Source organism: Caldicoprobacter guelmensis (assembly GCF_016908415.1).
GTDB classification, from domain to species: Bacteria; Bacillota; Clostridia; order Caldicoprobacterales; family Caldicoprobacteraceae; genus Caldicoprobacter; species Caldicoprobacter guelmensis.
Window position 1 is genome coordinate 102424 of the sequence record NZ_JAFBDW010000006.1, and the last position, 26660, is coordinate 129083.

The 26660-nt window shown below is 42.5% G+C and carries 25 protein-coding genes and 1 tRNA gene; 21 read left to right on the plus strand and 5 right to left on the minus strand.

Annotated features, from left to right (window positions below; genetic code table 11):
- Positions 1–184: 184 nt before the first annotated feature.
- The 20 genes from JOD02_RS09770 to JOD02_RS09865 all read left to right on the plus strand — a co-directional run bounded on the left by JOD02_RS09770 (position 185) and on the right by JOD02_RS09865 (position 19307).
- A complete protein-coding gene (locus JOD02_RS09770) occupies positions 185–586 on the plus strand; it encodes an arsenate reductase ArsC (protein ID WP_204489154.1) in 402 nt (133 codons plus the stop codon).
- A gap of 263 nt (positions 587–849) precedes the next feature.
- Complete coding sequence (locus JOD02_RS09775) at positions 850–1200, plus strand: ArsR/SmtB family transcription factor (protein ID WP_204489155.1); 351 nt, start codon at positions 850–852, stop codon at positions 1198–1200.
- The gene (locus tag JOD02_RS09780) at positions 1176–1421 is read left to right on the plus strand and encodes an ATP-binding protein (protein ID WP_204489156.1); all 246 of its coding nucleotides are present in this window, start codon (positions 1176–1178) and stop codon (positions 1419–1421) included. The genes JOD02_RS09775 and JOD02_RS09780 overlap by 25 nt, the downstream gene beginning before the upstream one ends.
- A gap of 208 nt (positions 1422–1629) precedes the next feature.
- A complete protein-coding gene (locus tag JOD02_RS09785) occupies positions 1630–2802 on the plus strand; it encodes a permease (RefSeq protein WP_204489157.1) in 1173 nt (390 codons plus the stop codon).
- Between the two features lie 292 nt (positions 2803–3094).
- Positions 3095–3334, plus strand: coding sequence for an MTH895/ArsE family thioredoxin-like protein (locus tag JOD02_RS09790; RefSeq protein WP_204489158.1), 240 nt, complete (start codon positions 3095–3097; stop codon positions 3332–3334).
- A 43-nt stretch (positions 3335–3377) separates the two neighbouring features.
- Entirely contained in the window at positions 3378–4226 is an 849-nt protein-coding gene (locus JOD02_RS09795) for a TMEM164 family acyltransferase (protein WP_204489159.1), read from the plus strand.
- Between the two features lie 233 nt (positions 4227–4459).
- Positions 4460–5608: an ROK family transcriptional regulator gene (locus tag JOD02_RS09800; protein ID WP_204489160.1), complete on the plus strand. Its 1149-nt coding sequence runs from the start codon at positions 4460–4462 to the stop codon at positions 5606–5608.
- Positions 5609–5610: 2 nt separating this feature from the next.
- On the plus strand, positions 5611–6288 hold the full coding sequence (locus tag JOD02_RS09805; RefSeq protein WP_204489161.1) for a hypothetical protein: 678 nt from the start codon (positions 5611–5613) through the stop codon (positions 6286–6288).
- 27 nt (positions 6289–6315) lie between these two features.
- Entirely contained in the window at positions 6316–7614 is a 1299-nt protein-coding gene (locus JOD02_RS09810) for a C4-dicarboxylate ABC transporter (RefSeq protein WP_204489163.1), read from the plus strand.
- Positions 7615–7689: 75 nt separating this feature from the next.
- The gene (locus tag JOD02_RS09815; RefSeq protein WP_204489165.1) at positions 7690–9837 is read left to right on the plus strand and encodes a hydantoinase/oxoprolinase family protein; all 2148 of its coding nucleotides are present in this window, start codon (positions 7690–7692) and stop codon (positions 9835–9837) included.
- 2 nt (positions 9838–9839) lie between these two features.
- The gene (locus JOD02_RS09820; RefSeq protein ID WP_204489166.1) at positions 9840–10373 is read left to right on the plus strand and encodes a hypothetical protein; all 534 of its coding nucleotides are present in this window, start codon (positions 9840–9842) and stop codon (positions 10371–10373) included.
- Positions 10374–10384: 11 nt separating this feature from the next.
- Positions 10385–11722 (plus strand): FAD-dependent oxidoreductase, encoded by a 1338-nt coding sequence (locus JOD02_RS09825; RefSeq protein ID WP_204489168.1) that lies wholly within the window; start codon positions 10385–10387, stop codon positions 11720–11722.
- A gap of 261 nt (positions 11723–11983) precedes the next feature.
- A tRNA-Val gene (locus tag JOD02_RS09830) sits at positions 11984–12059 on the plus strand.
- Positions 12060–12266: 207 nt separating this feature from the next.
- Positions 12267–14129, plus strand: a complete 1863-nt coding sequence (locus tag JOD02_RS09835) for a spore germination protein (RefSeq protein ID WP_204489170.1) — start codon at positions 12267–12269, stop codon at positions 14127–14129.
- 7 nt (positions 14130–14136) lie between these two features.
- On the plus strand, positions 14137–15231 hold the full coding sequence (locus tag JOD02_RS09840) for a GerAB/ArcD/ProY family transporter (protein ID WP_204489172.1): 1095 nt from the start codon (positions 14137–14139) through the stop codon (positions 15229–15231).
- Complete coding sequence (locus JOD02_RS09845; RefSeq protein ID WP_204489173.1) at positions 15228–16505, plus strand: Ger(x)C family spore germination protein; 1278 nt, start codon at positions 15228–15230, stop codon at positions 16503–16505. The genes JOD02_RS09840 and JOD02_RS09845 overlap by 4 nt, the downstream gene beginning before the upstream one ends.
- Positions 16502–16660 carry a hypothetical protein gene (locus JOD02_RS09850; protein ID WP_204489175.1) on the plus strand — a complete coding sequence of 53 codons (159 nt, stop codon included), beginning with the start codon at positions 16502–16504 and terminating at the stop codon, positions 16658–16660. The genes JOD02_RS09845 and JOD02_RS09850 overlap by 4 nt, the downstream gene beginning before the upstream one ends.
- Positions 16661–16896: 236 nt before the next feature.
- Entirely contained in the window at positions 16897–17949 is a 1053-nt protein-coding gene (locus JOD02_RS09855; RefSeq protein WP_204489176.1) for an inorganic phosphate transporter, read from the plus strand.
- A gap of 76 nt (positions 17950–18025) precedes the next feature.
- The gene (locus JOD02_RS09860) at positions 18026–18649 is read left to right on the plus strand and encodes a DUF47 domain-containing protein (RefSeq protein ID WP_204489178.1); all 624 of its coding nucleotides are present in this window, start codon (positions 18026–18028) and stop codon (positions 18647–18649) included.
- Between the two features lie 145 nt (positions 18650–18794).
- On the plus strand, positions 18795–19307 hold the full coding sequence (locus JOD02_RS09865; RefSeq protein WP_204489180.1) for an NfeD family protein: 513 nt from the start codon (positions 18795–18797) through the stop codon (positions 19305–19307).
- A 114-nt stretch (positions 19308–19421) separates the two neighbouring features.
- Here the strand turns inward: JOD02_RS09865 and JOD02_RS09870 are convergent, their stop codons facing one another.
- Together JOD02_RS09870 and JOD02_RS09875 are read right to left on the minus strand one after the other, a co-directional pair.
- Positions 19422–19709: a DUF503 domain-containing protein gene (locus tag JOD02_RS09870; protein ID WP_204489181.1), complete on the minus strand. Its 288-nt coding sequence runs from the start codon at positions 19707–19709 to the stop codon at positions 19422–19424.
- 57 nt (positions 19710–19766) lie between these two features.
- Entirely contained in the window at positions 19767–20549 is a 783-nt protein-coding gene (locus JOD02_RS09875) for a ZIP family metal transporter (RefSeq protein ID WP_204489182.1), read from the minus strand.
- Positions 20550–20750: 201 nt separating this feature from the next.
- Between JOD02_RS09875 and JOD02_RS09880 the strand changes: the two genes are divergently transcribed.
- Positions 20751–20939: a ferredoxin gene (locus JOD02_RS09880; RefSeq protein ID WP_204489183.1), complete on the plus strand. Its 189-nt coding sequence runs from the start codon at positions 20751–20753 to the stop codon at positions 20937–20939.
- Between the two features lie 185 nt (positions 20940–21124).
- Here JOD02_RS09880 and JOD02_RS09885 read toward each other — a convergent pair whose 3' ends face one another.
- The 3 genes from JOD02_RS09885 to argC all read right to left on the minus strand — a co-directional run bounded on the left by JOD02_RS09885 (position 21125) and on the right by argC (position 26382).
- On the minus strand, positions 21125–24217 hold the full coding sequence (locus tag JOD02_RS09885) for an alpha-mannosidase (protein WP_204489184.1): 3093 nt from the start codon (positions 24215–24217) through the stop codon (positions 21125–21127).
- Positions 24218–24400: 183 nt separating this feature from the next.
- Entirely contained in the window at positions 24401–25264 is an 864-nt protein-coding gene (gene argB / locus JOD02_RS09890) for an acetylglutamate kinase (RefSeq protein ID WP_204489185.1), read from the minus strand.
- A 77-nt stretch (positions 25265–25341) separates the two neighbouring features.
- Positions 25342–26382 (minus strand): N-acetyl-gamma-glutamyl-phosphate reductase, encoded by a 1041-nt coding sequence (argC, locus tag JOD02_RS09895; protein ID WP_204489186.1) that lies wholly within the window; start codon positions 26380–26382, stop codon positions 25342–25344.
- Between the last annotated feature and the right edge of the window lie 278 nt (positions 26383–26660).

The following is a 26660-nucleotide window of genomic DNA, read 5'->3' on the forward strand; positions in this document are numbered from 1 at the left end:
TAAAAAATACTCTCAAAAAAGTAGCTGGGCGCATAAACACAACGATTGATTTGATTGATTTTGTAGGACAACCTTCCAGAAGAATTGGGGGTAAAGTCGCTAGAACAAACCTGCAAACCAGTCAAATGAAGTTCTCGAATTTTTCGAGAACGACATAAAATAAGGAGAGGAGTATGCAGTAAACATGAAAAAGAGAGTGGCGTTTGTGTGCGTGCATAATTCCTGCCGGTCTCAAATGGCAGAGGCCTGGGCAAAGAAATTAGGGAGCGATGTCCTGGAGGCTTATTCAGCCGGGACTGAGGAGTATCCCGAGGTTAAGCCTTTGGCTGTTAAGGTCATGGAAGAAGCGGGGGTGGACATGACGGGGCATCATCCCAAGCTGCTAAGCGACATCCCTGCACAAGTGGATATATTGATAACCATGGGATGCGGTGTGGAGTGTCCCTATGTTCCCTGTAAGCACAGAGAGGATTGGGGCATAGAAGACCCATCAGGTGGTCCCATAGAGGACTACAGAAAGGCAAGGGATATCATCAGGCAAAAGGTTGAGGAACTGATAGACAGGGTAAAGAGAGGTGAGTTGTGAAATTAGGGATTCAGAGCCCGGTAGGTTGCAACCGGGCTTTTAATATTGATTCAGGTGTAAAGTTAAAATATTTCTGTTAAAGATAAGCAAAAATAATAGCAATCCTAAAATTGGATGGGAAGTATTACTAATTCTGGTAAGCATTTTATAAATTAAGTTTGCGGGGCAAAATAACAATTTTTATGATTGACAAATGTAAAAAATAGCAATATTATTATTAGTAAATTAGAAAATTCTAATATTCTAAAGAAGGTGTATTGTGGATGGCACATATGAGCGATAAATTGGTGGCTGGCGTGTTTAAGGCCCTCGCTCATCCCATAAGGCTGCAAATTATCAATCTGTTGAGAGCGGGACCGCTGTGCGTTTGCGAGATTTTGCCCAATATTGATTCTGAACAGTCAAACGCTTCACAACACCTGGCGGTTTTAAGGAGTCAAGGTATTGTGGAAAGCGAGCGAGAAGGGACCAAGGTGGTTTACAGGCTCAAGAGTCCTGAGGTGTTGCAGGTAATTGAATTAGCAGAAAAGATGATTTTAAGGCAGATTGAGGAAACAAAAATATTATTGGAGGAGAAGGGGGAGCTCAAATGTCAAAGACGTGGTATCCGGTGATAAATTATGAGGAATGCATCGAATGCGGTGCCTGCCTTGAAAAATGCAAACACGGCGTGTTCAAGCGCGATGGCAATAGGCCTGTGGTGGTCTACCCTGAAGGATGCGTAGAAGGCTGCAAGGGATGCGGTAACCTGTGTCCAGTGGGAGCAATAGCCTATGTAGGGGATGCCGGCGAGGATGGTGGAAGCTGCAATTGTGGGTGCAGTTGTTGCGGCTGAGATGTGATACAATGGGGATTAATTAAAGTTACAAACAGTGTTATTTAAGCAGCATTATTATGTTATAAGGTGAGCTATGAGTGTGGTTTGTGAGTAAACCATATTATCGGTGGTACTTATATGGGAGTCTGATTATCAGACATTAATTTCAAGGGAATAACTGTGAAAATTAAAGCTTGTAAGTATGAGCATTAAGGAGATGTAGATCATGAAGGAATGGAAAAAGTTTGCATTGATAGTAGGAGTATTCCTTGCTGCCTATTATATACCTTTTTCTCATCCTAGAGTGAGTTCGGCTATACTTGAGGCTTTTTACATGCTCCAGGAATATGCAAGGGAACATGTGCTCTTCTGCCTGGTACCGGCGCTGTTTATCGCCGGAGCAATTTCAAATTTTATATCCCAGGCAGCTGTCATTAAATATTTTGGCGGTCAAGCCAAAAAATGGGTATCATATGCTGTGGCATCGGTTTCGGGCACCATTCTTGCCGTGTGTTCTTGTACCGTTCTCCCGCTGTTTGCGGGGATATACAAGAAGGGTGCTGGTATTGGCCCGGCTATTGCATTCCTTTACTCAGGACCTGCCATCAATATACTGGCTATCATTCTAACGGCACGCGTTTTGGGATGGGAGCTTGGCGTTGCAAGGGCCGTAGGTGCTGTGCTTTTTTCTATAATAATAGGCCTTATTATGGCGGCTATATACCGCAGGGAAGATGAGGCTCGCACCAAAAGCTCTATGGCACAGTTTGTGGAAGAAGCCGAGGGGCGCAGTCCGCTGCAGAGCATTATATACTTTGCCAGCCTTGTATTCATATTGATCTTTGCTGCGTGGGGTAAGCCGACTCAGGATGTGGGATTTTTCATGGCGGTTTACAAAGTAAAATGGTATTTGACTGCGTTTTTCCTCGTCGTTTTAGGTTATACCCTGATCAAATGGTTTAATCGGGATGAAAGGATTTCGTGGGTTGAGGCCACCTGGAGCTTTGCAAAACAGATTCTGCCGCTGCTGTTTGGAGGGGTTTTGGTTGCGGGCTTCCTTATGGGAAGGCCCAATATCGATGCGGGGATCATTCCTTCCAAATATATCTCGGCTGTAGTTGGAGGTAATTCCCTGTTGGCAAATCTTGTAGCCTCAGTGGTTGGGGCATTCATGTACTTTGCCACCCTCACCGAAGTGCCTATATTACAGGGGTTACTGGGTTCGGGCATGGGGAAAGGCCCGGCTCTGGCGCTTCTGCTGGCTGGCCCAGCGCTCAGCCTTCCCAGCATGCTGGTCATAAGGAGCGTGCTGGGGACAAAGAAGACTATTGTATATGTGTCTCTGGTAATCATATTCGCTACCATAACCGGCATGATATTTGGTTTTATAGTTGGATAAAACTTGTAAGTTGATATATTTTATTTACAGGTGACATAATGTAGTTGTTAAGTGGTGGGTCTGAAGCTTTGATAGTCAATCGGCATATTATGACTAGATGTTTTCGAAAAGTGTTTGGGAAGTAAAGAGTCGGTATACGATAATTTAAAAGGGAGAATTTACGCAACATTGAAGAATGAAGCTTGAAGGGAATTTATGTTTGGGCTTAAAAGTTGACCTCTAAGATAAGCAAAAAATTATGGCTTTGAACTTTTCTAAAATGTAATATGACCTAATGGGGAGGTTGAAGTATGTGGATATAAAGATTCTGGGGATAGGATGCCCCAAATGCAAGATGCTTGAGAAAAACGCCCGTGAAGCTGTGAGCGAACTGGGGATTGACGCTACTATTGAAAAGGTCACAGAAATCGATAAGATTATGGAGTACAATATAATGATGACTCCAGGATTGGTGATCAACGGTAAAGTAAAGGCATTTGGTAGGGTACCCGGCAAGGAGGAGATAAAGAAGCTCATACAGGATGAGATGTAGTGCTTTATAGTCAGTTTGATTGCGATAATGGGGAGGATTTACCGTGTTTAAGCTATTCTTTGCCGGTAAAGATGACCCGTTGCTTCTACAAAACGGCCCTTACAGGCCATTTACCGCTTCACACATTGCTGCAGTGACATTTCTGTTCATCCTCGTATTTATAGCTGTTCGTAATGTGAGACAGAAGAATGAATATCGTTTGCGGTTTCTGTGGACTGTAAGGGCTTATGTCTTTCTTGTGTTTCTCAATGTTTTGAGATTTGTTTGGGATGTTTATGCAGGGGTTTTTGACATAAAGGAAGATTTGCCCCTTCAGCTTTGTGGCATACAGATGTTTGCCATCCCCCTGGCGCTTTTACTGCAACGCAACGAGGGCCAACCGCTTGACCATTCTGATGCATCCAGCTTTGCTGAAACTTCAAGGTGGATCTGGAAGATGGGAGAATATATGTGTGAATTCGTGTATGCATACGGTACAGTGGGCTTTGTGCTTGCTCTTATACTTCCGCTTCCCACGCTTCGCGAATACCCGGTATTTCATTTTAGAAGCATTCAAAGCCTGCTTTATCACGCGGCTTTGGGGTTTGTAGCCCTCATGCTCCCTTATTTGAATTATCAACCAAATATTGAAAACGTGAAAAAGGCATATTCTGTTCTCATGATATGTGCTGTCTTTACAGGTATAGTCAATGCGCTCATAGGAAGCAATTATTTATACACGTCCTATCTTCCCATTGATTTTGAGCTGTTGCCATGGCCAACGTATCTGCCCTTTTTGTTCGCATTTGCTTTGTTTGTGGGGCGCCTGCCGTATTATGCACATGGATTATTGCAAAAGAAGGTGTTTGACGATATGGCCCAAGAATTGCGAGCTGGTAAATCTTCGTTTTAGGCAAAAAAATTTTTAAAATTTGATTTGACTAAGAAGGATTTTTGAGAAAAATGGCGAATATTTTTATTACTAAGAAATTCGCAAAAATATTGAGGTCGATTAAGCGGAATTTATGCGAGGCTGGTACAATTAAATTACATTTTTTTATTAACTTACTAAGAAATTCTTAAAAATAAGCATAAAAACCTTGCAGTATATTATTTAACCAGGGGCTTTTATAGGGGTGAAGTAGTTTGAAAAGTAGACATAATTTAAAGGAATTAAAAGAGAAGAATAAAAAGATAATCTTGAGCCTTTTGATCAAAAAAGGACCTTTATCCAGGACAGAGATTTCCCAATATACGGGCCTGAGTCAAACAGCTGTTTCGGACCTAGTTGAGGAACTGATGATGGATCATTTCATTAAAGAAATAGGACCGGGAGAATACACCGGTGGGAGAAGGCCCATATTATTGGATTTTAATGCTGAAAATGGCTATGTGGTAGGCATTAGAGTTGCAGAGAATAAAATTAACTCTGTGTTGTTTGACCTTAACATGGGTAAAATTGCAGAAAAAGAGATCGCATTTGATTACTTTAGTAGTCATAACTTGCATAAGATTTTGATGAGGCATATCCTATCCTTAGAAAAAGAACTCTGTGGTGATGATAAAAAAATACTTGGGGTTGGCATCTGTTTGGACAGTAATATGAAATTGCTCAATCCCAAAGCGATGTTGGACACTTCTATATCTGCTGAATTTATGTCTCTTGAGGAAGCATTGACGTTTGAGCTCGGTATTCCGGTGGTTAAAGAACAAGAAATTAACTTAAAAGCTATTGCTGAATATAGGCGTTTGAGTGGTGTTAATAATTTAGCGTATTTAGAAATAGATGATAATATCAAGGCTGGTGTTGTCATTAACGGTAAAGTGTTCGAGGGCGGTATAAATTTGGAGCATTTGATTATCGACAAGGATGGAGCCGAGTGCCCTGAAGGCCACAGGGGATGTTTAATCTCGCTTATATCGGCAAAAGCCATTATAAAGAAAGCTTTGATTATGATGATAGAAGAACATGTTGGAATTACAAGTTCTATTACTGACATAGGGGAATTAAATTTAGAAAATTTAAGTGGCTTTTTGAACGAGGCAAAGATAAGTAAGTTGACAAATGAAGTGGCTGGATATTTCAAAATTGCCCTTTTAAATTTAAAGAATTTGTTGAACATAAAGGCTTTTGTATTGGGAGGAAGGGTTCTGAACCTTTCAGGGTTGATTGATAGACTAAATTCTGGCTTGGAAGGGGTGATAATCAAAAAAACCAGCGTTAAACACGAGGATATTTTAAGAGAGGTTTCTAGGCTTTCACTCAAAAAACTTATTGATGTAAAAGGGGGATAACGGTGAAATTATCACAAATGCTAAACAAAAATAAGATGACCCTTATTGTCAGTCTTCCACAAAACAGGACAGAGTTGGCAGAGGCCGCAGTAAGAGGAGGTGCTGATGCCCTAAAGGTTCATGCTAACGTTTTTCATCAAGCAAGTGGGAATAGGTTTGGTAGCGTTTATGAGCAAAGAGAAGTATTCAAGGAATTGCTGGATAGCTTTGAGGTGCCAATAGGGCTTGTCCCAGGTGCACAGGTCTGTGCAAGTCAAGATGAACTCAAGTTAGCCGAACAGTTAGGTTTTAGTTTTTTGTCTGTGTTTGTTTTTCATATGCCGCTTTACATGCTTGAGACCAAGATGGATAAAATGCTTGCAATAAACGAATCCTACGATACTGCACACCTTAAAGTGCTCAATAAACTTGATGTGGACATCATAGAAGCAGATGTATTTTCTGATGACAAAAGAGAAAAAATTCACGTCTCTGACTTATTGAGGTTTGGTCGCATTGTTGAAAGTGTTGATAAACCCGTTGTTGTCCCCACTCAAAGGATCATAGAGCCCGATGAAGTGAAATTTTTATATAAGTTGGGCATTAAAGGAATAATGATAGGGGCAATTGTAACGGGTAGTAGTCCAGACAGCATCGAACGTATAACAAGGCAATTTAGGCAAGCTATTGATAGTTTATAATTTTAGAATGGAGGAGGTAAAATTAATATGCAGGCTGTGTTAATATTGATTCTTTTCTTGGCGGTTGTAGCTTTGATGGTCACAAGAAAGTTACCCACATTGGTCGCTTTACCGGTTCTGGCAATTGGAATTGCTGCAATAGCAGGTGTACCGCTTAAAATGATTAATCCCGAAACAAAAGCTGATACTGGTCTTCTGGCACATATTATTGAGGGTGGAGCTACCAGGCTGGCTTCTGCATATGTGGCTGTGATGATTGCTGCGTGGCTGGGCCAAATAATGAATCAAACAGGTATTTCAAGAACTATAGTTAAAACGGCTGCTGAGCTGGGTGGGGATAGGCCTTTTATAATAACAGTGTTGGTAACTGCTGCTATAGCTTTGTTGTTTACCACAGTGGCGGGTCTTGGTGCTGTAATCATGATAGCAAGCATTGCGGTGCCAATACTGTTGTCTGTAGGAGTACCTCCCATGGTGGCGGTTGCGACCTTTCTGTTTGGGATGGCTATAGGCCTGCAACTTAACATGTCGAATTGGTCATTTTATATCTCTGCTACAGGGGTAACCTTGGATCAGATGAGAAGCTTTGCGTTAGTTCTTATGGCATTGACAGCGATAACTGCTCTTGTTTTCCTTATTGTAGAGTTTAAGCGACAGGGGCTAAAATTTACGTGGGCACAGAAAATGGAAACAGAAAAGGAGGATGCAGCCGAGAGAAAAGTAAACTTCTTCGCCCTGTTAACTCCCATTGTACCCATTATCTTTGTTTTAGTATTCAAATGGCCAATTATATCGTCTTTCTTGGCAGGAATCATTTACAGCATCATAACAACACAGAGGTCAATTAAAAATGCCCTAGGTGTTGTGATAAAGACAGCATATGATGGTGTGGCTGATTCGGCTCCTGCAGTACTTTTGATGATTGGTATAGGAATGCTGTTAAATTCTGTAATGCATCCATCAGTGGCAAAAAGCTTGGAACCAGCATTGAAGAACGTTATTCCTTCCACTCCCATCTTATATGTCGTTTTCTTCAGCGTGCTGGCACCTTTGGCACTATATAGAGGGCCGCTCAATCTGTGGGGTCTCGGAAGCGGCATAGCTGGACTGATTATAGGCTTGAAAGTTTTACCGCCTACCGCTGTGATGGGGGCTCTGCTTTCCACAGAAAGAATACAGGCAATAGGGGACCCTACTAATACGCATAATGTATGGTTAACCAACTATGTAGGCATTGACGTCAACAAGCTCCTCATTAAGTTGTTGCCGTATATATGGGCTTTGTCTGTTGCTGGTATAATTGCAGCAGCTATTATGTTCTTTTAAGGTTATGGCAAGAGGGGTTAAGGTATACCCTTAACCCCTCACTTAAAAGATGTATAACTTTAGGAGGCGAGAATATTGAAGGTACGAATCGGAATAGATGTTGGAGGAACCTTTACAGATGCAGTTGCAATCGACAATGATACTTATGAGCTGATTGGGACCGTCAAACTTCCTACAACGCACAACGCCAAAGAGGGCGTGGCTAAGGGTATAGTGGATGTGCTAAAGAAGTTGATGGAAGATTTTAATATAAAGCCTGAGGATGTGCTGTTTATAGCTCATGGCACTACGCAGGCTACCAATGCTTTGCTGGAAGGCGATGTAGTTCCTGTAGGCATAATTACTGCAGGAAAGGGCATTGAAGGCATAAAAGCCAGGAAAGATACAGAAATTGGTGATATAGAGCTGGCGCCAGGAAAAATTTTAAAGACATTCAATGAGTACGTTGAGATAGATGAAAATCTTGATTCAAAGATTGAGGATGTTTTGAGGAAACTGGCTTTTAAGGGTGTAGGAACAATTGTTGCAGCACAGGCTTTCTCAGTTGATGACCCTACTGTGGAAAAAAGGATAATGGAATTGGCAGAAAAGAACGGTTTTCCGGCAACGGCGACCCATGAGATAACCAAGCTTTACGGGCTTAAAATAAGGACGCGCACTGCTGCCATAAATGGCTGTATTATGCCTAAAATGATAGAGACCGCCAATATGACCGAGGAGAGCGTAAAAAAGGCAGGTATAAAAGCGCAACTCATGATTATGAGATGTGATGGCGGTGTGATGGATATAGCAGAAGTGAAGAAAAGGCCTGTGCTTACCATCCTTTCTGGACCCGCTGCTGGTGTAGCAGGTGCTCTAATGTATGAAAAGATTTCGGACGGGATTTTCCTTGAGGTTGGCGGTACAAGTACTGATATTTCTGCTATAAAAAACGGCAAAGTGGTTGTTGATTATGCCGAGATAGGTGGGCATAAGACGTATATCAATTCTTTGGACGTAAGGACGGTTGGCATAGCGGGAGGTAGCATGGTTAGGCTGGGAGAGAAAGACATTGAAGATGTTGGCCCACGTAGCGCTCATATTGCTGGATTGCCTTATGCTGTGTATAGTGACCCTGAGGAGATTGTGGAGCCTCAGGTAGTGTACATTAAACCTAAAGAAGGAGATCCAGACAATTATATCGCTATAAAGAGTAAGAATGGCAAGATGTATGCGGTGACAGTATCGTGTGCTGCCAATATTTTAGGATATGTCAAGCCTGGGGATTATGCTCATGGAAATGTAGAAGCGGCAAGGAGAGCGTTTGAACCTATAGCAAAGAAGTTAAATAAAACAGTTGAGGAAGTTGCTAAAAGGATAATGGATATAGCGTGCAATAAAGTGGGTAAGGTCGTTGAGCAATTGTTGCTAGAATATGAAATGGACAAGGATATGACGGTGCTGGTGGGTGGAGGTGGTGGTTGTACTTCTATAGTGCCTTATCTTGCAGAAACGATGAAGATGAAATACAAGATAGCCAAAAATGCACAGGTAATCTCCACTATAGGAGTAGCGCTTGCAATGGTGAGGGAAACGGTAGAGAGAACCATTCCTAATCCCACCGAAAAGGATATATTAGCTGTAAGGAATGAAGCAAGGGAGGCTGTAATTAAGGCTGGGGCTTTGGAAAGCACAGTTGAAATATTTGTTGAAGTGGATGTACAAAGGAATATAGTGAGAGCTATTGCAACAGGGACCACAGAGCTGCGTTCCAAGGATGTATTAAAGAGAAACGTGACAGAAGAGGACATAATAAGGGTTGCATGCGATTCTTTGAGAGCAAATCCTTCTGATGTAAGAATAATAGCTTCCACAGGATATATGCATGTTGTCAAAGGTAAAGTAGAGCAAAAGAGATTTTTTGGCATCTTAACTAAAAGGATGGAACCGATAAGGGTAATAGATCAAGAAGGGGTTATAAGGCTTCAAAGGAACAATGGAAAGGTTTATGAAGCTACAGCAGGAAACTTGGAAAGCACGCTTGAACAGGTTTTGGACCAAACCATATCTTATGGTGATGGGGGAGCTGAGATACCTGACTGTTTTTTGGTTTTATCAAACAGATTAGTGGATTTGTCAAGCCTCATAGACAAACAGCAGATTGTATCGCTGGCAAGGGCGGAGGTAAACGGTGTTTCTGCCAATGAAAAGGTAATAATCATTTTAAGCAAAAGGGGTAGCTGAAATTGGTACCGTCTGTGTTTTTAGAGAAGCATGAATTGATTGAGCAGGAATTAAAAATGGACTTGTATTATGATAGAATAGCCTCAAGCTCGCTGATGGAGGAGTTGGCAGAATTAGCATGGACAAGGGGAATTGAGCAAGGCAAGAGATTAAAAGGAAATGATATAAATGAGTTGATATTGAGTCATGGGATAAAGGTTGAAGTTGATGAGTTAATGTATAGTTTCAAATATGCAATATTTAGCACTTGTGCGATAAACAGCAGAACTATTACATTGTATAAGAGAAATATACAGCAGGTTTTTATACCTTTAATTCCCGATAAATATTCGCAGTGGAAAGACTATGAGAAAGCCATAAGTCTATTTTTGTGCCATGAATATTTTCATTTTCTTGAAGCTAATTGTATAGGGTGGACAAGTGCCATTAAGAAAATTGATGTCAGGTTTGGCCTTATAAAGCTTAAAAGGGAGCTTAAGGCTTTGAGTGAGATTGCAGCACATGCTTTTGTCAAAGAATTTTACAATATATGGTAAGAGGTGATAGTATGGATAAATACGATGTGGCCGTTATTGGTGGTGGCGTATCCGGTGCAGTGGCAGCAATCGCTGCAGCGAGGGCGGGTGCCAAGACGCTTTTGGTTGAGCGGTATGGGTTTGTAGGGGGTTCACTGACCAACATGGGCGTTGGCCCCATGATGACATTCCATGCAGGTCAAAGGCAGGTGATAAAGGGTATACCCCAGGAAATAGTTGATAGGCTTGTTGAATTAGGAGGAAGTCCCGGACACGTCGTTGACACAACGGGATTTGTAAGCACCGTCACACCGTTTAACCCTGAGATGTTGAAATACGTGCTGGAGAATATGCTGCTTGAAAGCGGGGTATCACTTTTGTATCACAGCTTCATGTTCGGAGTGGAGATGGATGGTCCATGCATTAAATCAGTACAGGTAGTAAATAAGTCAGGGAAGGGCAATATTGAAGCAAAAGTGTACATCGATGCAACGGGAGATGCCGACCTTGCTGCCCGAAGCGGTGTGGATTATTTGATGGGGAGAGAAAAGGATCATTTGACTCAACCGATGACCATGAACGTGAGGATTGGGAATGTAGATATAGATGCCATAAAAGATTACATGCTTAAAAATCCGGCCGAATTTAGAATGATAGCTCAAGATGAAATTAAAAATGCCAGGAGGTTGTCGGTTAACGGTTTTTATTCTATCTTAAATGAGGCTAAGAAAAAAGGGGAAATAAGTTTTGAGCGGGATATGGTATTGTTCTTTGAAACTAACACTCCTGGTGAAGTCATAGTCAACATGACAAGGGTACAGAGGTTAAACGGTACCAGTGCCAAAGATTTAACCTGTGCAGAGATTGTTGGCAGAAGGCAGGCTGTGGAAGTGTACAATTTCTTGAGGAAGAGAATACCTGGTTTTAGAAATTCTATCTTGCTCTCTACCGGCCCTCAGATTGGGGTGAGGGAGACTAGAAAAATAATCGGTGAGTATGTACTGACTGCTGAGGACTTAATAAATAACAGGAAATTTGAAGATTGCATTGCCAAAGGGGGGTATCCTGTGGACATACATTCCCCTGACAGTGCGAATGTGGTGTACATGCATTTGAAGGAAGGCACAGACTATGATATACCCTACAGGTGCTTATACAGCAGAAAAGTGAGCAATCTGCTTGTGGCAGGAAGGTGCATATCATCAACCCATGAAGCGAATGCCGCAGTGAGGGTATCGCCCATTGCTATGGCGACGGGGCAGGCTGCTGGAGTGGCTGCCAGCATTGCTGCTTTAAACAGCATAGCTCCTTGGGAGGTGGATATAAATATCTTAAGGGGTATATTGATTGAGCAGGGCGCATGTGTATGACAGTAGGCTCAGCCAATTTCCCCAACTCTTAATTATAATGTGCCTGTTTAAGCTGGGACCGCTTGAACTTGGAAAATCCATCCATAGAGTGTGAGTTTTGTGGCAAATATTCTTAAAGAGCAAGATAAGGCATAAAATAGTAGGCACAAGGTGTGCCTTGACTGCTTTGGGGAGCAAAAATAGGTTTTTAGGTTTTTTACCCCTATTGACAAATGTGAAGTTTGAAGTATATAATATCATCGTAAAGTTTAATAGGGGGGCGGGACCTTAGCTCAGCTGGGAGAGCGCCACACTCACATTGTGGAGGCCACTGGTTCGAGTCCAGTAGGTCCCACCAGTGAAATCTAAACCTTCGGGAAAAGGCCGAAGGTTTTTTGTTTTTATGGGACTATAGTGTGTTTCCCTATTGATCTGCATCTTCAAGTTCACATTCCAGTTTGCCTTGTCAATATACGCATAAATAATTTTTGAGGTGCCATAATAGGTTTTAGGTTATCACAAGTGGCAGTTTAAAACGCAGGCACTCTGAAAAGGTGTGGGGCACATGTTAAAGGTTATTAAGGCGGTTATAGACTTTTTTACATATAAGCCTCATTCTAACATTAATAGGGGAGGATATACGCATTCTAGGCAAAGGGATCAGTCATTTTATAATCTTGGTGTGCATGATGATCAGCAAAATAACAACGAAAGGGTAGACTGGCAACAGATTTTAAATCGGGCAAAACAGGAGGGTAGCTACTTCTTTCAGCAAAACCAGGAAGGGAATTGTAAGGTATCTGATGCTGGTGGGCAACTGGATAACTTTTCTCCCACCGGCACAATCAAGCCAACCATCATAGTAAAGAAGAGAAACCGGCGAAATAAAAATGTTATAAGTACTCAGCAAACACAAATCGATGAAGAGGATATAGATTTGATCAAAAACGGCATGGTGGCCTTAAATATTGACGTTAACATGGAGTATGTGAAATACAGATTTAGCGTGCCGAAGAATCAAGATATAGTCATCAGGGAGTTCAATGTCGCAAAAAGGTTTAAGGCTTTCCTTGTATTTGTAGACGGGATGATGGATAAGACGGTCATCAATCAATTTGTATTGCCTCAACTTATGGATGACGGGAATTTCAGAGAATTTAACCAGGGTGATATCCTGGACTATATAGTGAGAAACGTAGTTTCCGTCTACCAGGTTACTAAACTTAGAGAGTATGATAGGATAATTCCTCAAATTTTAAACGGGGTAACTGCACTGTTTATTGATGGTTGCAATGAAGCGCTGTTGATTGAGAGCCGAGGATTTGAAAAGAGGAGTATAGAGGCTCCCAGAACTGAGAACGTTATAAGAGGGCCGCAAGAGGGTTTTACAGAAAATTTGAGAACCAATCTTTCTTTGCTCAGGAGAATAATAAAAAACGAAAAATTGATAACTGAAATGCTTCCGGTGGGTGATAAAAATAAGATCAATTGTGCCTTGGTTTATTTGGAGGATACCGCAGATCCTGAACTGGTAAAAGAAGTAAAGAGACGGATAAGAAATATAAGGCACGATTTTGTAGAGTCAAGTGGAATGCTGGAGCAACTTATCGAGGATAATCCTTTTATGCTTTTCCCACAAGTTATAAGCACTGAAAGGCCTGACAGGGCCGCTTCTTTTATCATGGAGGGGCAGGTGGTCATAGTGTGTGAGGGTTCGCCTTTTGTGATAGCAGTACCTGTCACCTTCTTTCACCTATTGCATTCCTCGGAGGATACGATGCTTAGGTGGCAGTATGGCGCCTTTATCCGACTTACTCGCTTTATAGGGGTGTTAGTTGCTGCGTTAGTGCCGGGGCTGTGGATGGCGCTTGTGCAGTTCCATAGCGAGATGATACCTACTCCTCTCCTGTTGTCAATACTTAAGATGAGGGAGGCTGTGCCATTCCCTGTTGTGGTTGAGGTGTTGACTATGGAGGTGGCGTTTGAATTAATCCGTGAGGGAGGAATCAGGGTCCCGGGCCTTATAGGCCAAACATTGGGCATTATAGGTGCTTTAATACTGGGACAGGCTGCTGTGGCAGCAGGGCTTGTCAGTCCCATACTCATCATCATAGTAGCGATAACAGGAATTGGGAACTTTGTCATACCAAATTATTCCCTGGCAATGGCCATAAGAATTGTGAGGTTTTTCTTCATATTAATGGGGACTGTTTTGGGGTTTTACGGTATTTCTGTTGGCTTGACTATATTGATGGTTTTGACTTGTAGTATGAAATCGTTTGGGGTGCCATTTTTAACGCCCTTTACTCCTAAGACAAAGCGCAGTAGTGATTTAATCGTCAGAAAGCCTTTGTACGAAGAAGTGGTAACAGAAGATTATATGGATGCAGTGAATAGAGAAAGCGGTGTGTATCCTAAAAAGAGGTGAATGGTCGTTGTTAAGTGAGGGTAAATTTGGAAATAAAGAAGCCATTTCTGTCCTGGTGATTGCTTGTATGGCAAAGGAATTTTTTACTGATCCAAATGTAATAATGAGGAAAGTAGGGACAGCAGGGTGGTATATGGTTTTAATAAGTGCATCTGTTGCGGTGATGGGATTGACGTCTGTATATTTTTTGCTCAGACGATTCCCCGGAAGCAATTTAATGGAAATATACGATGCTATATTTGGAAAATATATTGGGTCTATTTTCTCTTTTACAGTAGCTTTTGTATTGCTTTTTTGGGCTGCGATGAATTTGAGGGAATATGTTGAAATAATAAAGATATACGTGTTTCCCAAAACCCCACCGATTTATTTAGTAGGTTCAGTTGCAGTTACTGCGATCATTTTGAGCTTTATAGGGTTGGAGAGTTTAGCCAGGTATTCAAAGCTTGCAGGGTATGCTATGCTAATAGGATTCACAATATTGTTGGCGCTTTCATCTAGATTTTTTCAATTTTACCGTATTTATCCTTTATTGGGGTATGGTTTGAAAAATACCATTGTTGAGGGCTTTTTGAGAAGTTCAATATATGGTGAAATAACCCTTGTGGGCATATTTGCAAAATCTCTGCACAGCATACAGGACATAAAAAAGGTAGGGTATACCAGCTTAATTATGGCAGCTTCTCTCATGTTTTTGATGCAGCTGGGACTAACTTTAATCTTTACATACCCTTTTGGCAAGGAACTCACTGCACCCTTGTATGCCGGTGCATCGCTCATCCACTATGGGGCCTTCTTTCAAAGGGTGGAATCGCTGTTCCTTTTTATATGGAACATCAGTACGCTCATATCTACGCCCTTTCTGTTTTGTATGGTGTTGTCCATATATTCGCATGTTTTTAGTATAGATGATATAAGGCCCATCGCAATTCCTTTTTCGTTTTTAATGATTGCCTTTTCATTAATTCCCTCAAACATTGTGGAACTGGTACAATTTTACATCAGGTATTTAAGGGAATTTGGTTGGATAGTATTTTATGCTCTCCCCTTTGTTGCTCTGATGGTGAGTATGTTAACCCAAAAGAAGGGTATGCAGGAATGAGGAGGATATCAACTGTAGTTCTGCTGTGTACAATACTATTTATGCTGTCGAGTTGCTACGACGCCAGGGATATCAACGATGCTGCTTACGTCTTGTTAATAGGGATAGATAGGGGGATATCTGACAAATTCAGGGTTACTTTTAAATTTCCCGCGTTTGAAGCTGGGGGAGCACAGGGTGAAGGAGTAAGTGGTGCCGAATCTCCTGGTAATGAGGTGAACTATAAAACTTTGACCATAGATGCGCCTTCATTTAATGCAGCCCTTGAACTGGCCAATACAAGCATACCTAGGACGCTTAATTTTATGCATGCACAATTTATAGTTATCTCTGAAGATATTGCTAAAGCTAGATTGGTGGGGGAGTTTTTAGCACCGATAGTTAGAAACAGCTCTATCAGGTATAGCACACGCTTGCTAATAGCAAAGAAAAGTGCCGCTGAGTTTGTTGAACTGCTGGAACCGTTTGGTGGGAGCGATATTACGAGGATGTGTGAAAATTTGATGAAACAGGCGCAGGAAACGGGTTTGTTTGCAGACCTTACCCTGTATGACCTGCACGATTGTATGACATCGCCATATCATCAACCCGTAGCTGTTTTAGCAGCGGTAAATAAGGGCGAAAATTTTATAGAGAAAGGGCCTAAATGGGCTACAAACTACAATATACCCGGGGAATATTATGCCGGGGATGTGCCGCGTAAAAAAGGTAGCAAGATTGAGCTGTTAGGGTTGGCGGTGTTTAACGGTGATAGGATGGTAGGTAAACTTACAGGGCATGAGAGCCGATTACTGGCTATGGCGAAAGGAGAGTTCAAAAAAGGGACATACACCATTCCGGATCCCCGACGTCCTGAGTTTAATGTGGACCTTGAGGTAAGGGAAGCAAGGCAGCCCGATATAAAGGTCCGGTTTGAAGGTGGAAAGCCTTTTGTTAGTTTAAAACTGTATCTTGAAGGAGATGTACAGAGTATACAGAGCGGTATTTACTATGAGACCCCTGAAATGCTGCCAGTGCTAGAAAAAGCGTTTGAGAAGTTTATAAAAAGAGAGTTGGACAAGACTATTGAAAAGACGCAGCGTCTCAACTGTGATGTGTTTCACTTTGGCCATACTGCCGTAAAGCATTTTGCAACCATACAGGAATGGGAGGCCTATGATTGGAATAGCCATTACAAGGACGCCGAGATATACACAGAGGTAGACTTTAAAATAAGGCGCACGGGTACTATGATCTATAGTTCTAAAATAAAATACTCAGGTGAGGATAAATGAAGTATATTATTGTAGGCTTTATACTCATTTGTTGTGGATACAGTTTAAGTTATGCGAAGTACTGTTGGAATAATAAAAATAAACTAGCAGCGGTAGGCACTGTAATTGTGGTGGCTGCGGCTGTCATTTTGCCGGTGTTGATGCTGACCAAATAAAAGAATGCTTATTGTCTTCTGAAAGCCCTGTAGGTGAAGTTTGCGGGGCTTTTGACGTTTAAGCAAGCACAATTTATAAAAGTATTGCGTGTGTAGTGATAATATGATACTATTATGTAGGTATTTTGTGCTTGTAACTTTTAAGATATTGTCAATATATGTATTTGTTTGGATGTAGTTGGAGAGTATGTTTTTATGATGATGTTGAGAATTTATGTAGTGGAAGGAAGAGGAGGATGACGGTTTCATTTGTAGAGTTTTTGCAACAGTTATTTACAATACCCGCACTTTTTATAACAACTCTATTGACTTTATCAGTCATATTGGTTAACGGTTGGACCGATGCTCCTAACGCTATTGCTACTTGTATCTCTACCCGATCTTTAAGCCCACGCTGGGCGGTACTGCTGGCTACGGTGTTCAACTTTTTGGGCGTATTTGTTATGACTGTCATCAATAATTCTGTTGCTATGACGGTTTATAAGATGGTAGATTTCCGCGGTGATACCCATACGGCGTTGGTGGCGCTGTGTGCCGCTTTATTTGCTATAGTAACGTGGGCTACTGCAGCTTGGTGGTTTGGAATCCCTACAAGTGAAAGCCACGCCCTTATAGCCGGTCTTTCAGGAGCGGCTATAGCGCTTCAAGGAGGATTTGCGGGCATAAATGGACAAGAGTGGGTGAAAGTATTGTATGGTCTCGTGCTGTCCACGTTTCTGGGGTTTGGGCTTGGTTTTATAATGGTGAGGCTGGTGGAGTTTTTGTTTAAAAAGGCGGACCGGCGGAAGACAGTAGGATTTTTCCAAACTGCCCAGATATTTGGTGCTGCTGCCATGGGGTTTATGCATGGTGCGCAGGATGGGCAAAAGTTTATGAGCGTATTTTTGCTGGGAATGTTTCTGGTAAAGGGACAGGTTGAAACAGGCCAGTTTCAAATTCCCATGTGGCTTATAATGTTGTGTTCTCTGGTAATGGCGCTGGGAACTTCGGTGGGTGGTTACAGAATCATCAAGTCGGTAGGTATGGATATGGTAAAGTTAGAAAAGTATCAGGGTTTTTCGGCTGATTTGGCTGCAGCTTTGTGCCTGCTTTTATCTTCTTTGGTGGGTTTCCCAGTGAGCACTACCCATACTAAAACCACGGCCATCATGGGCGTAGGGTCAGCCAAACGCATTTCCTCGGTAAACTGGTCGGTGGTACAGGACATGGTGCTTACGTGGATTTTGACTTTTCCGGGTTGTGGTCTTATTGGGTTTTTAATGGCCAAGCTGTTTATATGGCTCTTCTGATAGCTTGATTGTTTTAAATCAAAAAAAGGTAATAGATATTCTGTAAAATTTATATAAGGAAAAATAGGAGGGTTATATGTTAGGGAAAAGAGGTTATAACTATTACGAAATGTTTAAGAAGGTCGCTGGTTATGCATGCGAGGCCTCACAGATGTTGCAGACCACCATTGACAATTACAAAGTCGAGGTGCTTTCACGTAAGATAACTGAAATACACAACATAGAGCATACTGCTGATGCTGAGAAGCATGAGATGCTGCGCCACCTGCTAAAAGAGTTTTTGCCTCCAATAGAACGTGAAGACATTATAAGGTTGGCAGAGCAAGTTGATAACGTGGTGGATTCCATTGAAGAGATATTGATGCGCCTTTATATGTACAACATAAAGTCCATACGGCACGAGAGCTATGAATTTGTAAAAATAATATCAAAAAGCACAGCAACGTTAAGGGAATTGATGAACGAGTTCCCACATTTCCGCAAATCTTCTACTATTCATAAGTATATTGTGGAGTTAAACGACATGGAAGAAGAAGGCGACAGGCTGTATACTGCGGCTTTGAGAAGGCTTTATGTGGAGTCACAGGACCCTATAGAGGTTATAGCTTGGACGCAGGTCTTTGAATGCTTTGAGAATTGCTGCGATGTGTGTGAAGAGGTTGCCGATATAGTCGAAAGCATAATAATGAAAAACATCTGATCAATAGGTGTATGAATTACTCGACAAGTATAGGATGGGAGTTGCAACCGGCAAAAGACAGAAGAAAAAGAAGCCAAAAGCGAGATTGTGGTTTGTGTTGAGGGGAGAAAGAATTAAATAAGAAGGTTAAAAAGGGGAGTTAGACATGGCCTTGATAGAGGTGTTTGAACACCTGGAATGGTTGATGGTACTGCTTTTCATATTGGGGACGGTGCTGGTGGCCATTGAGTTTATGACGCCCGGGTTTGGTATAGCGGGTACGCTTGGTATTATCTCACTGGTGATAGGCATAGTAGTTGCCTCTCAGGTAGTTTCTCCGCCTGTTTTGATGGTTATAATAGTGGTTGTCTTGTTGACCATTGTGTTTCTTTTGTTGTGGGTCTATCGTTCGGCAACAAAGGGAGGTAAAATATCTCGCACTTTGCTGCTTCATTCTAGGTTGGACAGGGAAAGTGGTTATACCAGCGTACACCTTGAGGATAATTTGGTGGGAATGGAGGGGGTTACTCTCTCCATGCTCAGGCCATCGGGTACCGCACTGATAGGCAACAAAAGGGTAGATGTGGTGACGGAAGGTGAGTTTATCCCTCAAGGTACAAAGGTGAAGGTAATCAAGGTAGAGGGCTTTCGCATTGTGGTGGCGCGGGCCGATGATTAATGCGGATGAATGCTCCAAGGGTAGATGGCTTGGTATTTATGGATAATATTGAGTGCGAGATGGTTGATGTGGGGATATGAACAGGTGGCCGCAGTGAATGATAAGGGTGCGTTTTCATATATATATCTTTTCTGTACTAAAATCGGTGATGAAGACGCGGCTATCGTTTTCGACAAACTCTATAATGTTGGATAGCATTCTGTCTACGTGTTGCCCTTCGTTGGACACGCACGCTATGCCCAGGACTGCGCTTTGCCATTTGTCGTTAAGTCCTACTTCCGCAACGGAAGCGTTAAATCGGCTTTGAAGGCGCTCTATCAGGCTTTTTAATATGCGCCTTTTTTCTTTTAAGGAGAAGGCTTCTTCTATAAGTAGGTTTACCTTGCAAACGCCGATTACCATAGTATTGTTCCCCTTTCAGACAGTTCAATTATGAGAATAAATTGCCGCTTTATTCTATCACCTTATAATGGTATCCAAAATAGTCATAATGGCAAAGCCTATGAGCACGCCATAGGTGGCAATGCGCTGGAAACCCCGCCTGTGAGTTTCGGGTATAATCTCGTCGCTTATTACAAACAGCATGGCTCCAGCTGCAAATGCCAATGTAAGCGGCAGTATGGGGCGTGCGAGTTGAGTGAGTGCCAAACCAAACAGCGCACCTACTGGTTCTACCAGTCCCGTCAGGAGCGCTACTCCAAATGCCTTTGCCGGTGTTGTATTTTCTTGCATTTTAAGGGCCATAGCTACTGCTAAACCCTCGGGCATGTTATGTACGCCTATTCCTATGGCGAGTGCAAATCCGTTAGCATAATCAAAGCCACCAAAGCCTGCCCCTACTGCAAGCCCTTCAGGGAAGTTATGGATGGTAATGGCGATTATAAATAGCCAAATCCGACTTAAGCCTTTATTTTTACCTTCCATCCCTGTTACTGCATGGAAGTGTGGTAGTGTCTTATCTATGTAATCTAAAAATACACCCCCTAGTACGATACCTAACAAGATGGTGACTGCTCCATTGATACCGCCTCCACTCTTTTCTATGGCGGGTACCACCAGGCTGAAGGAGGTGGCAGCCAACATTACTCCAGCGGCAAATCCCAGCATGGCATTGCTGATTTTATCTGGGATCTTTTTTGTGAAAAATACTGGTATGGCTCCTAAACCGGCACTTAAGCCAGCTGCTAGGCTAGCAAGCAGTCCAATTAAAGTGAGGTTTTGTGGTGTCAGCCAATTAGTCATGTTGTTCTCCCTTTCCAGTTTCTGTGTATATAGAGATAGCATTGGCAATATGGATGACTGTGTACGGCTAGATTATAACACAACTTGAGAAAAACTTCCATCTTAAAAAACTTCTGTTGATATCCGTTAATCAAAACAGGAACTTATGGGAAAGATATAGAAAAGGGTATTGACAAAATGATGAGAAAAGGAGGAATTAAGTTGAAGGTAACCGTCGACCAAGACTTGTGCATAAGCTGTGGACTGTGTATAAGCACATGTGGGGAGGTATTTCACTGGAACGCCGATGACAAGGCGGAGGCCGTGGCCACAGACGTGCCGCCCGAGCTAGAACAAGATGTGCAAGAGGCCATGGATAACTGTCCAACAGATGCTATTAAGCATGCATAAATTGTAATAGAATAATGGAATTTCTAGCTAGGGTGAAATACAGCAAATTGCACAGGGCATCCATGGTTATGTAGTACTATTAAAATTTAGCGTAAACACTGTAAGAAGATTTTTGTAAAAAGGAGAGGGGTTGTTAGATGAACTCGCCCCTCTCTTTTTTTGTTTTGATAGATAATAGCATTAAGTTATTGCGGTGCCATTTGTGACAATTTTAAGCGTATGGTTTTGATCTCAAAAGGCCTGAAATTCAGCTCTATCTTGTTATCCTGAACCGTCAATTCTTTTTCGGTATTTTCGAGCATATCAGTTTGTTCGGCTCCAGCGATGGGGAAAGCCACCGATAGAGTGCAGCGCGTGGCCGTGCGTTTTGCCTCGTACAGCCTCAATATTAAGTCATTGGAGCCATCCTCGGGCGCTTTTACGGTTTCAAGAATTATATTGGCTGCATCCAACGAGAACAAAGAGGCAGATTTTTCAGCAGCGCCGTTGACTACCGTTACAGGGCAATTGAGGTCGTATGCCTCACGAATTACATCGCTTTCTGCAAAGCTGCCATTCCATGCGTAGAAAGAATAGGTGAAATGCTGAATACCTTTGTCGGCATTCATGTCAGGTGCCAAAGGCGCCCTGAGAAGCGTCAGGTTTATGCTGTTGCCCAAGGTATTTACTCCATACTTGCAATCATTTAACACTGCAAATCCCCGGTTTTCTTCCATAAGGGCAGTCCACTTATGGTTGCATACCTCAAACCGGTCGGCATCAAAGGGACGCGATTTATGATTGGGACGCTTTAAATGGCCAAACTGTATTTCGTGTACGCCCTCGTTGGTATGGATATTCACCGGGAACGCCACTTTCAGCAGTTTGTGGGATTCTTGCCAGTCAATGGTGGTCACAAAATCCACACGTCTGCTATTACGTCGCAGGATGATGTCTTGTGTCATATGAGAATTATTGAGTTTCCTTGTGACCCTGAGGATAGCCATTAAAGGCCCTTGTGATACCACTTCGAAAGAAGCGGGTTCATTTAGCTCAACCGGCGTTAAGCTATACATACTGTCGATATCCCAGGCATCCCAATGGCTGGGAACGTCCTTATACATCTTAAAGCTGTTGCAAGGACCACCAGCAAGTTCTACATTAGCCTCTTTATCAAATATGCTTACTATCTCGCCTTTATCGTTGAATTTTATGCGCAAGAACTCGTTTTCCATCGAATGGGATGTAATTTTAAGAGTATTTTCAACTGTTTTTGCCCTTCCGGGATACAGAGTGATCCAACCGCAGGAAGGCACTTCAACTTCAGCTAGCAAGCCATCTTCCGATTGCTGGATTGGCAATGGTTGCCCATCAGCTAATACAGCCCCTTCAAACTCTTTGGGCAACGATACTATGACTGCCCTGTTCCACGAGAGGGAATTGAATATCGTAATGGCTTTTTCAGAGGTTTTATCAAGCAGGCTGGAAGCAGCCTCTTGTGCTATTTTTTTGGCGGTGGAGATCACCTTTTCATAATCTGCTTCGGCTTCCTCATATACCCTTTGAATGGATGAGCCTGGCAGGATGTCGTGGAACTGGTTAAGCAACACAGTCTTCCATGCCTGGTCCACAGTTTGAAGCGGAAAGGCATATCCTTTAAGTGCTCTAGCAGTTGCTCCCCACATTTCGGCTTCCCTAAGGGCTATTTCGCTTTTGCGGTTACCCCTTTTGGTCCTAGCCTGAGAAGTATAGGTCCCGCGGTGTGCTTGGAAATAAAGCTCACCCACATACCTGTGTTGTGGGAACCCGCGTTTTTCTAGGTCATAGAAGAATTCCAGAGGATGACAAATCTTTGTCCTGGGAACCCCTTCTAGGTCTTTGCACCGCCTTAAGTATTCTAGATGGTCGCGCGTTGGGCCGCCGCCTCCGTCTCCATAGCCGAAGGGAAGCAGGCGCGTGGATATGCCATCTTTTTGCACACGTTCATTCCAGCGTTGAATCAAAGTAGCCGGATTGGTATGGGAGTTGTAGTCGTTGTGTAGGTGTACCAAAATCTCAGAGCCGTCTATCCCTTCCCATATGAAGGTGTTATAAGGGAATGGTTCGCCGCCGGTGTATGCGCCCCAGAATATCTTTTGGGTAGAGAAGTATTTGATGCCGCATCCTTTCATGATTTGTGGCAGAGCGGCTGAATAGCCAAACACGTCTGGCAGCCAGCACAACTGGCTATCTATGCCGAATTCTTCTTTGAAAAAGCGCTTCCCGTGTATGAACTGTCTGATTAGGCTTTCGCCACCTGATATGTTGGTATCGGCCTCAACCCACATCCCACCTTCTGGGATGAACTGGCCCCTTTTGACGGCTTCTTTGATCCTCTCGTAAAGCTCGGGATAGTGTTTTTTTACCATCATATAAAGATGGGGTTGACTCTGTAAGAACTTGTATTCCGGGTACTCTTCCATCAATGCTAGCTGCGTTGCAAAGGTACGGGCACATTTTCTTTCAGTCTCGGCCAGCGGCCACAGCCAAGCTACATCTATGTGTGAATGTCCAAATGCAAACAAAAGGGGAGCAGTCGAACCGTTGACGCACTCCAAGAGGGGTTTTAGACGCTCTCTTCCAGCGCGAATGGTTTTCATCATTTCATCATATGGCAACTCAAAGTCTACTATTAGAGTAAAATCTTTTAGACCGGCGTCAATTTCGGCTACCCTTAATGAATTAGGATCCAAGTTTTCGCGTACCTCAAACAAGGTTTGCACATCAAGCCACAGCTGGTAGACTTCTTCTTCCCAGATGCCATAAGTACTTTTCCCCACTACAGCTTGAGTGGGGCCGGGTTCGGGAACGGTTACGCGTCCCGGAGGTGTGGGACCTACACTTGCTACTCTGGGGCCGTGACCGGCATAAGCCTCTACCAATATTTCGTATCGCTGCCCTGGAACACCATTCATTGTCAATGTGACTTCATGATGCTCATTGTCTTTTGCTCCTGCATTTACACCATTTACATATATGGCACTTTCGCCTCCAACGTCGACTTTCAGAACGATGCGCTTTCCTGCTGCTTCGTTTGGCAGGGTTATGGTGCTCCTAAACCAACCGTATTCCCACTTTGCACCCCATCTTGTACCCTCTGGCATGGGAGAAAAATTTCCTTTTAGTGCTTCTTGATAGGTGAGTTGCTGCTTTGTAATAAAACCTTCCCACTCGATTTCATCTAGGGGTATGTAGAAGTGACGTGTGAGCTCATCTTTCCACCTTAATATCCTGTGTCTCCATTCAGGGCTTAAAGACATTAAATACCACCTCATCTAATTTTTATTCGTGTTTGCTCCTCATATTTGAAAGGTAGAGCCTTTTGACGATATTTGCTTCAACTATTTCCATATTTTGTATAAAAATGATGGATCAATTATTGCAACATCTAGAATTAAATTATAACGGTAAAGTACGGATGTTACAATAGTTTTTTCATTGAATTATCGTGTCACCATTGTGCCAATTCCTTTATCAGTGAATATTTCTAAAAGGAGGGGATGTGGGATTGTGCCATTGACTATGTGAGTGCGTTTGACGCCTTGTTCGATGCTCTTTATGCACCCCTTCACCTTTGGTATCATACCGCCGCTGATTATACCTTTATCTATCAGTTCGTAAACCTCCTCTACTGTTATGACTGATATGATTGATTCAGGATCTTGTGGGTCTCTCCTGATCCCATCAACATCTGTGAGAAATATCAGCTTTTCGGCTTTTAAAGCTGCAGCCACTTCACCTGCTACTGTATCGGCGTTTATATTGTAACTTTGACCATCAGGACCTACACCTATGGGAGCAATTACAGGAATGTATTCATCCTTTGCTAATATTTCTAGAACTTTACAGTTTATATTTTTAACCTTTCCCACATAGCCCAGGTCAACTCCATCTACCGGTTCCATGGGTTCAACTTCTATCAGGTTTGCATCTTTCCCACACAGCCCTATAGCTTTGCCACCAAGTGAATTGAGCTGGGATACTATATCTTTGTTAATCTTACCGGTTAATACCATTTGCACCACTTCAATGGCTTCTTTTGTTGTAATGCGCAACCCTTTGTAAAATTTCGATGGAATATTTAAAGCCTCAAGCATTTTGGTAATTTCAGGTCCACCGCCATGCACCACAATGGGATTTACCCCCACATATTTGAGAAGGGTGATATCCTGCATGATGGTACGGCTTATGTCATCGCTGATCATAGCGTTTCCGCCGTATTTTATGACGACGGTTTTACCACTTAGCTGTTGTATATAAGGCAAGGCTTCGATTAATATATTGGCTTTGTGAATTAAGGCATCCATAAATCTTTCTCCTCTCCTCTTTTTGGTATTCGACTATTTTGTGGTGATTCAAACTTTTTATACAGAAGTAAAGTGTTTTACAGATACCATCCAGGATTACGCAATCCGGCAGTCTCTTCCAGGCCAAAGAGTATATTCATGTTTTGTACAGCTTGCCCTCCTGCGCCTTTTATGAGGTTGTCTATTGCTGCCACGACTACTATCCGGTGGGTGCGTTTATCGGTTACGAACCCGATATGGCAGTTGTTTGAGCCGTTTACATACTTGATTTCGGGGAGACTTCCTTCTGGATGGAGGACTATAAAAGGCTCGTTAGCATAAAACTCATTATATAGGTTATAAACAGCATCAAAGCTCAAAGGTGCTTTTAAGTTGGCGTATATAGTGCTTAAAATTCCCCGTTTTACAGGCAAAAGATGCGGGGTGAAGGATAGTATGACCTCCTTTTGAGCAAGTATGCTGAGTTCTTGCTCTATTTCGGAGGTGTGGCGATGGGTTGCCACCTTGTATGCTTTTACGTTTTCATCCACTTCGCAAAAATGAAGGCCCTGTGACGGCTCCCTGCCCGCTCCTGTTGCTCCGGATTTGGCGTCAATGATGATGGAATTTAAATCGATTAGCTCATGCTTTACCAGTGGAGCGAGCCCCAATATGGCACATGTAGGATAGCAGCCGGGGTTGCCTATCAGTCTGGCTTTTTTGATTTCCTCCCTGTGCAATTCCGGAAGCCCGTATACCGATGTTTGCAGCAGGTCTGGGCGTACGTGACGAGTGCCATACCATTTTTCATATACCTCGACTGATTTGTATCTGAAATCCCCGCTTAAGTCGATCACTTTTTTGCCTTTGTCGTACAGAGCCGGAATTACGTTGTTTGAAATTCCGTGAGGCAGTGAGGTAAATACTACATCACTCTCATCAGCAATTTTATCGATATCGAGCTTGCTACAAGCCTTATCAAGCAACCCTTTAAAATTTGGGTAAACATGTGATATAGGCTGCTCGGCAAAACTCTGGGATACGAGATGAATAAGCTGTACATGTGGGTGGGAATAAAGCAGTCTTACCAGCTCTATGCCGGCATATCCAGTTGCACCGATAACACTTACTTTTATCAATGCTGTGCCCTCCTTTTAAGTTTTGATAGGTATGTTATAATTATACATACATTTGAATAAAAATACAATGCATTGAATGTGCTCAGAAAAATTTCATTAACTTATACTCGATATGTCTGCTTGTTTTGCTTTTCTACGTGTTCAATTAAAAAACAGCAAGAAGGCCCCATTTTCTATGAGAAACAGAAGTTTCGCAAATTAATGAATAAAAACGGCGTAATCCTTTGATATTTAGAGGTTTAGAAAGGATAATACTCGAAATATGTAAATTCCGATTT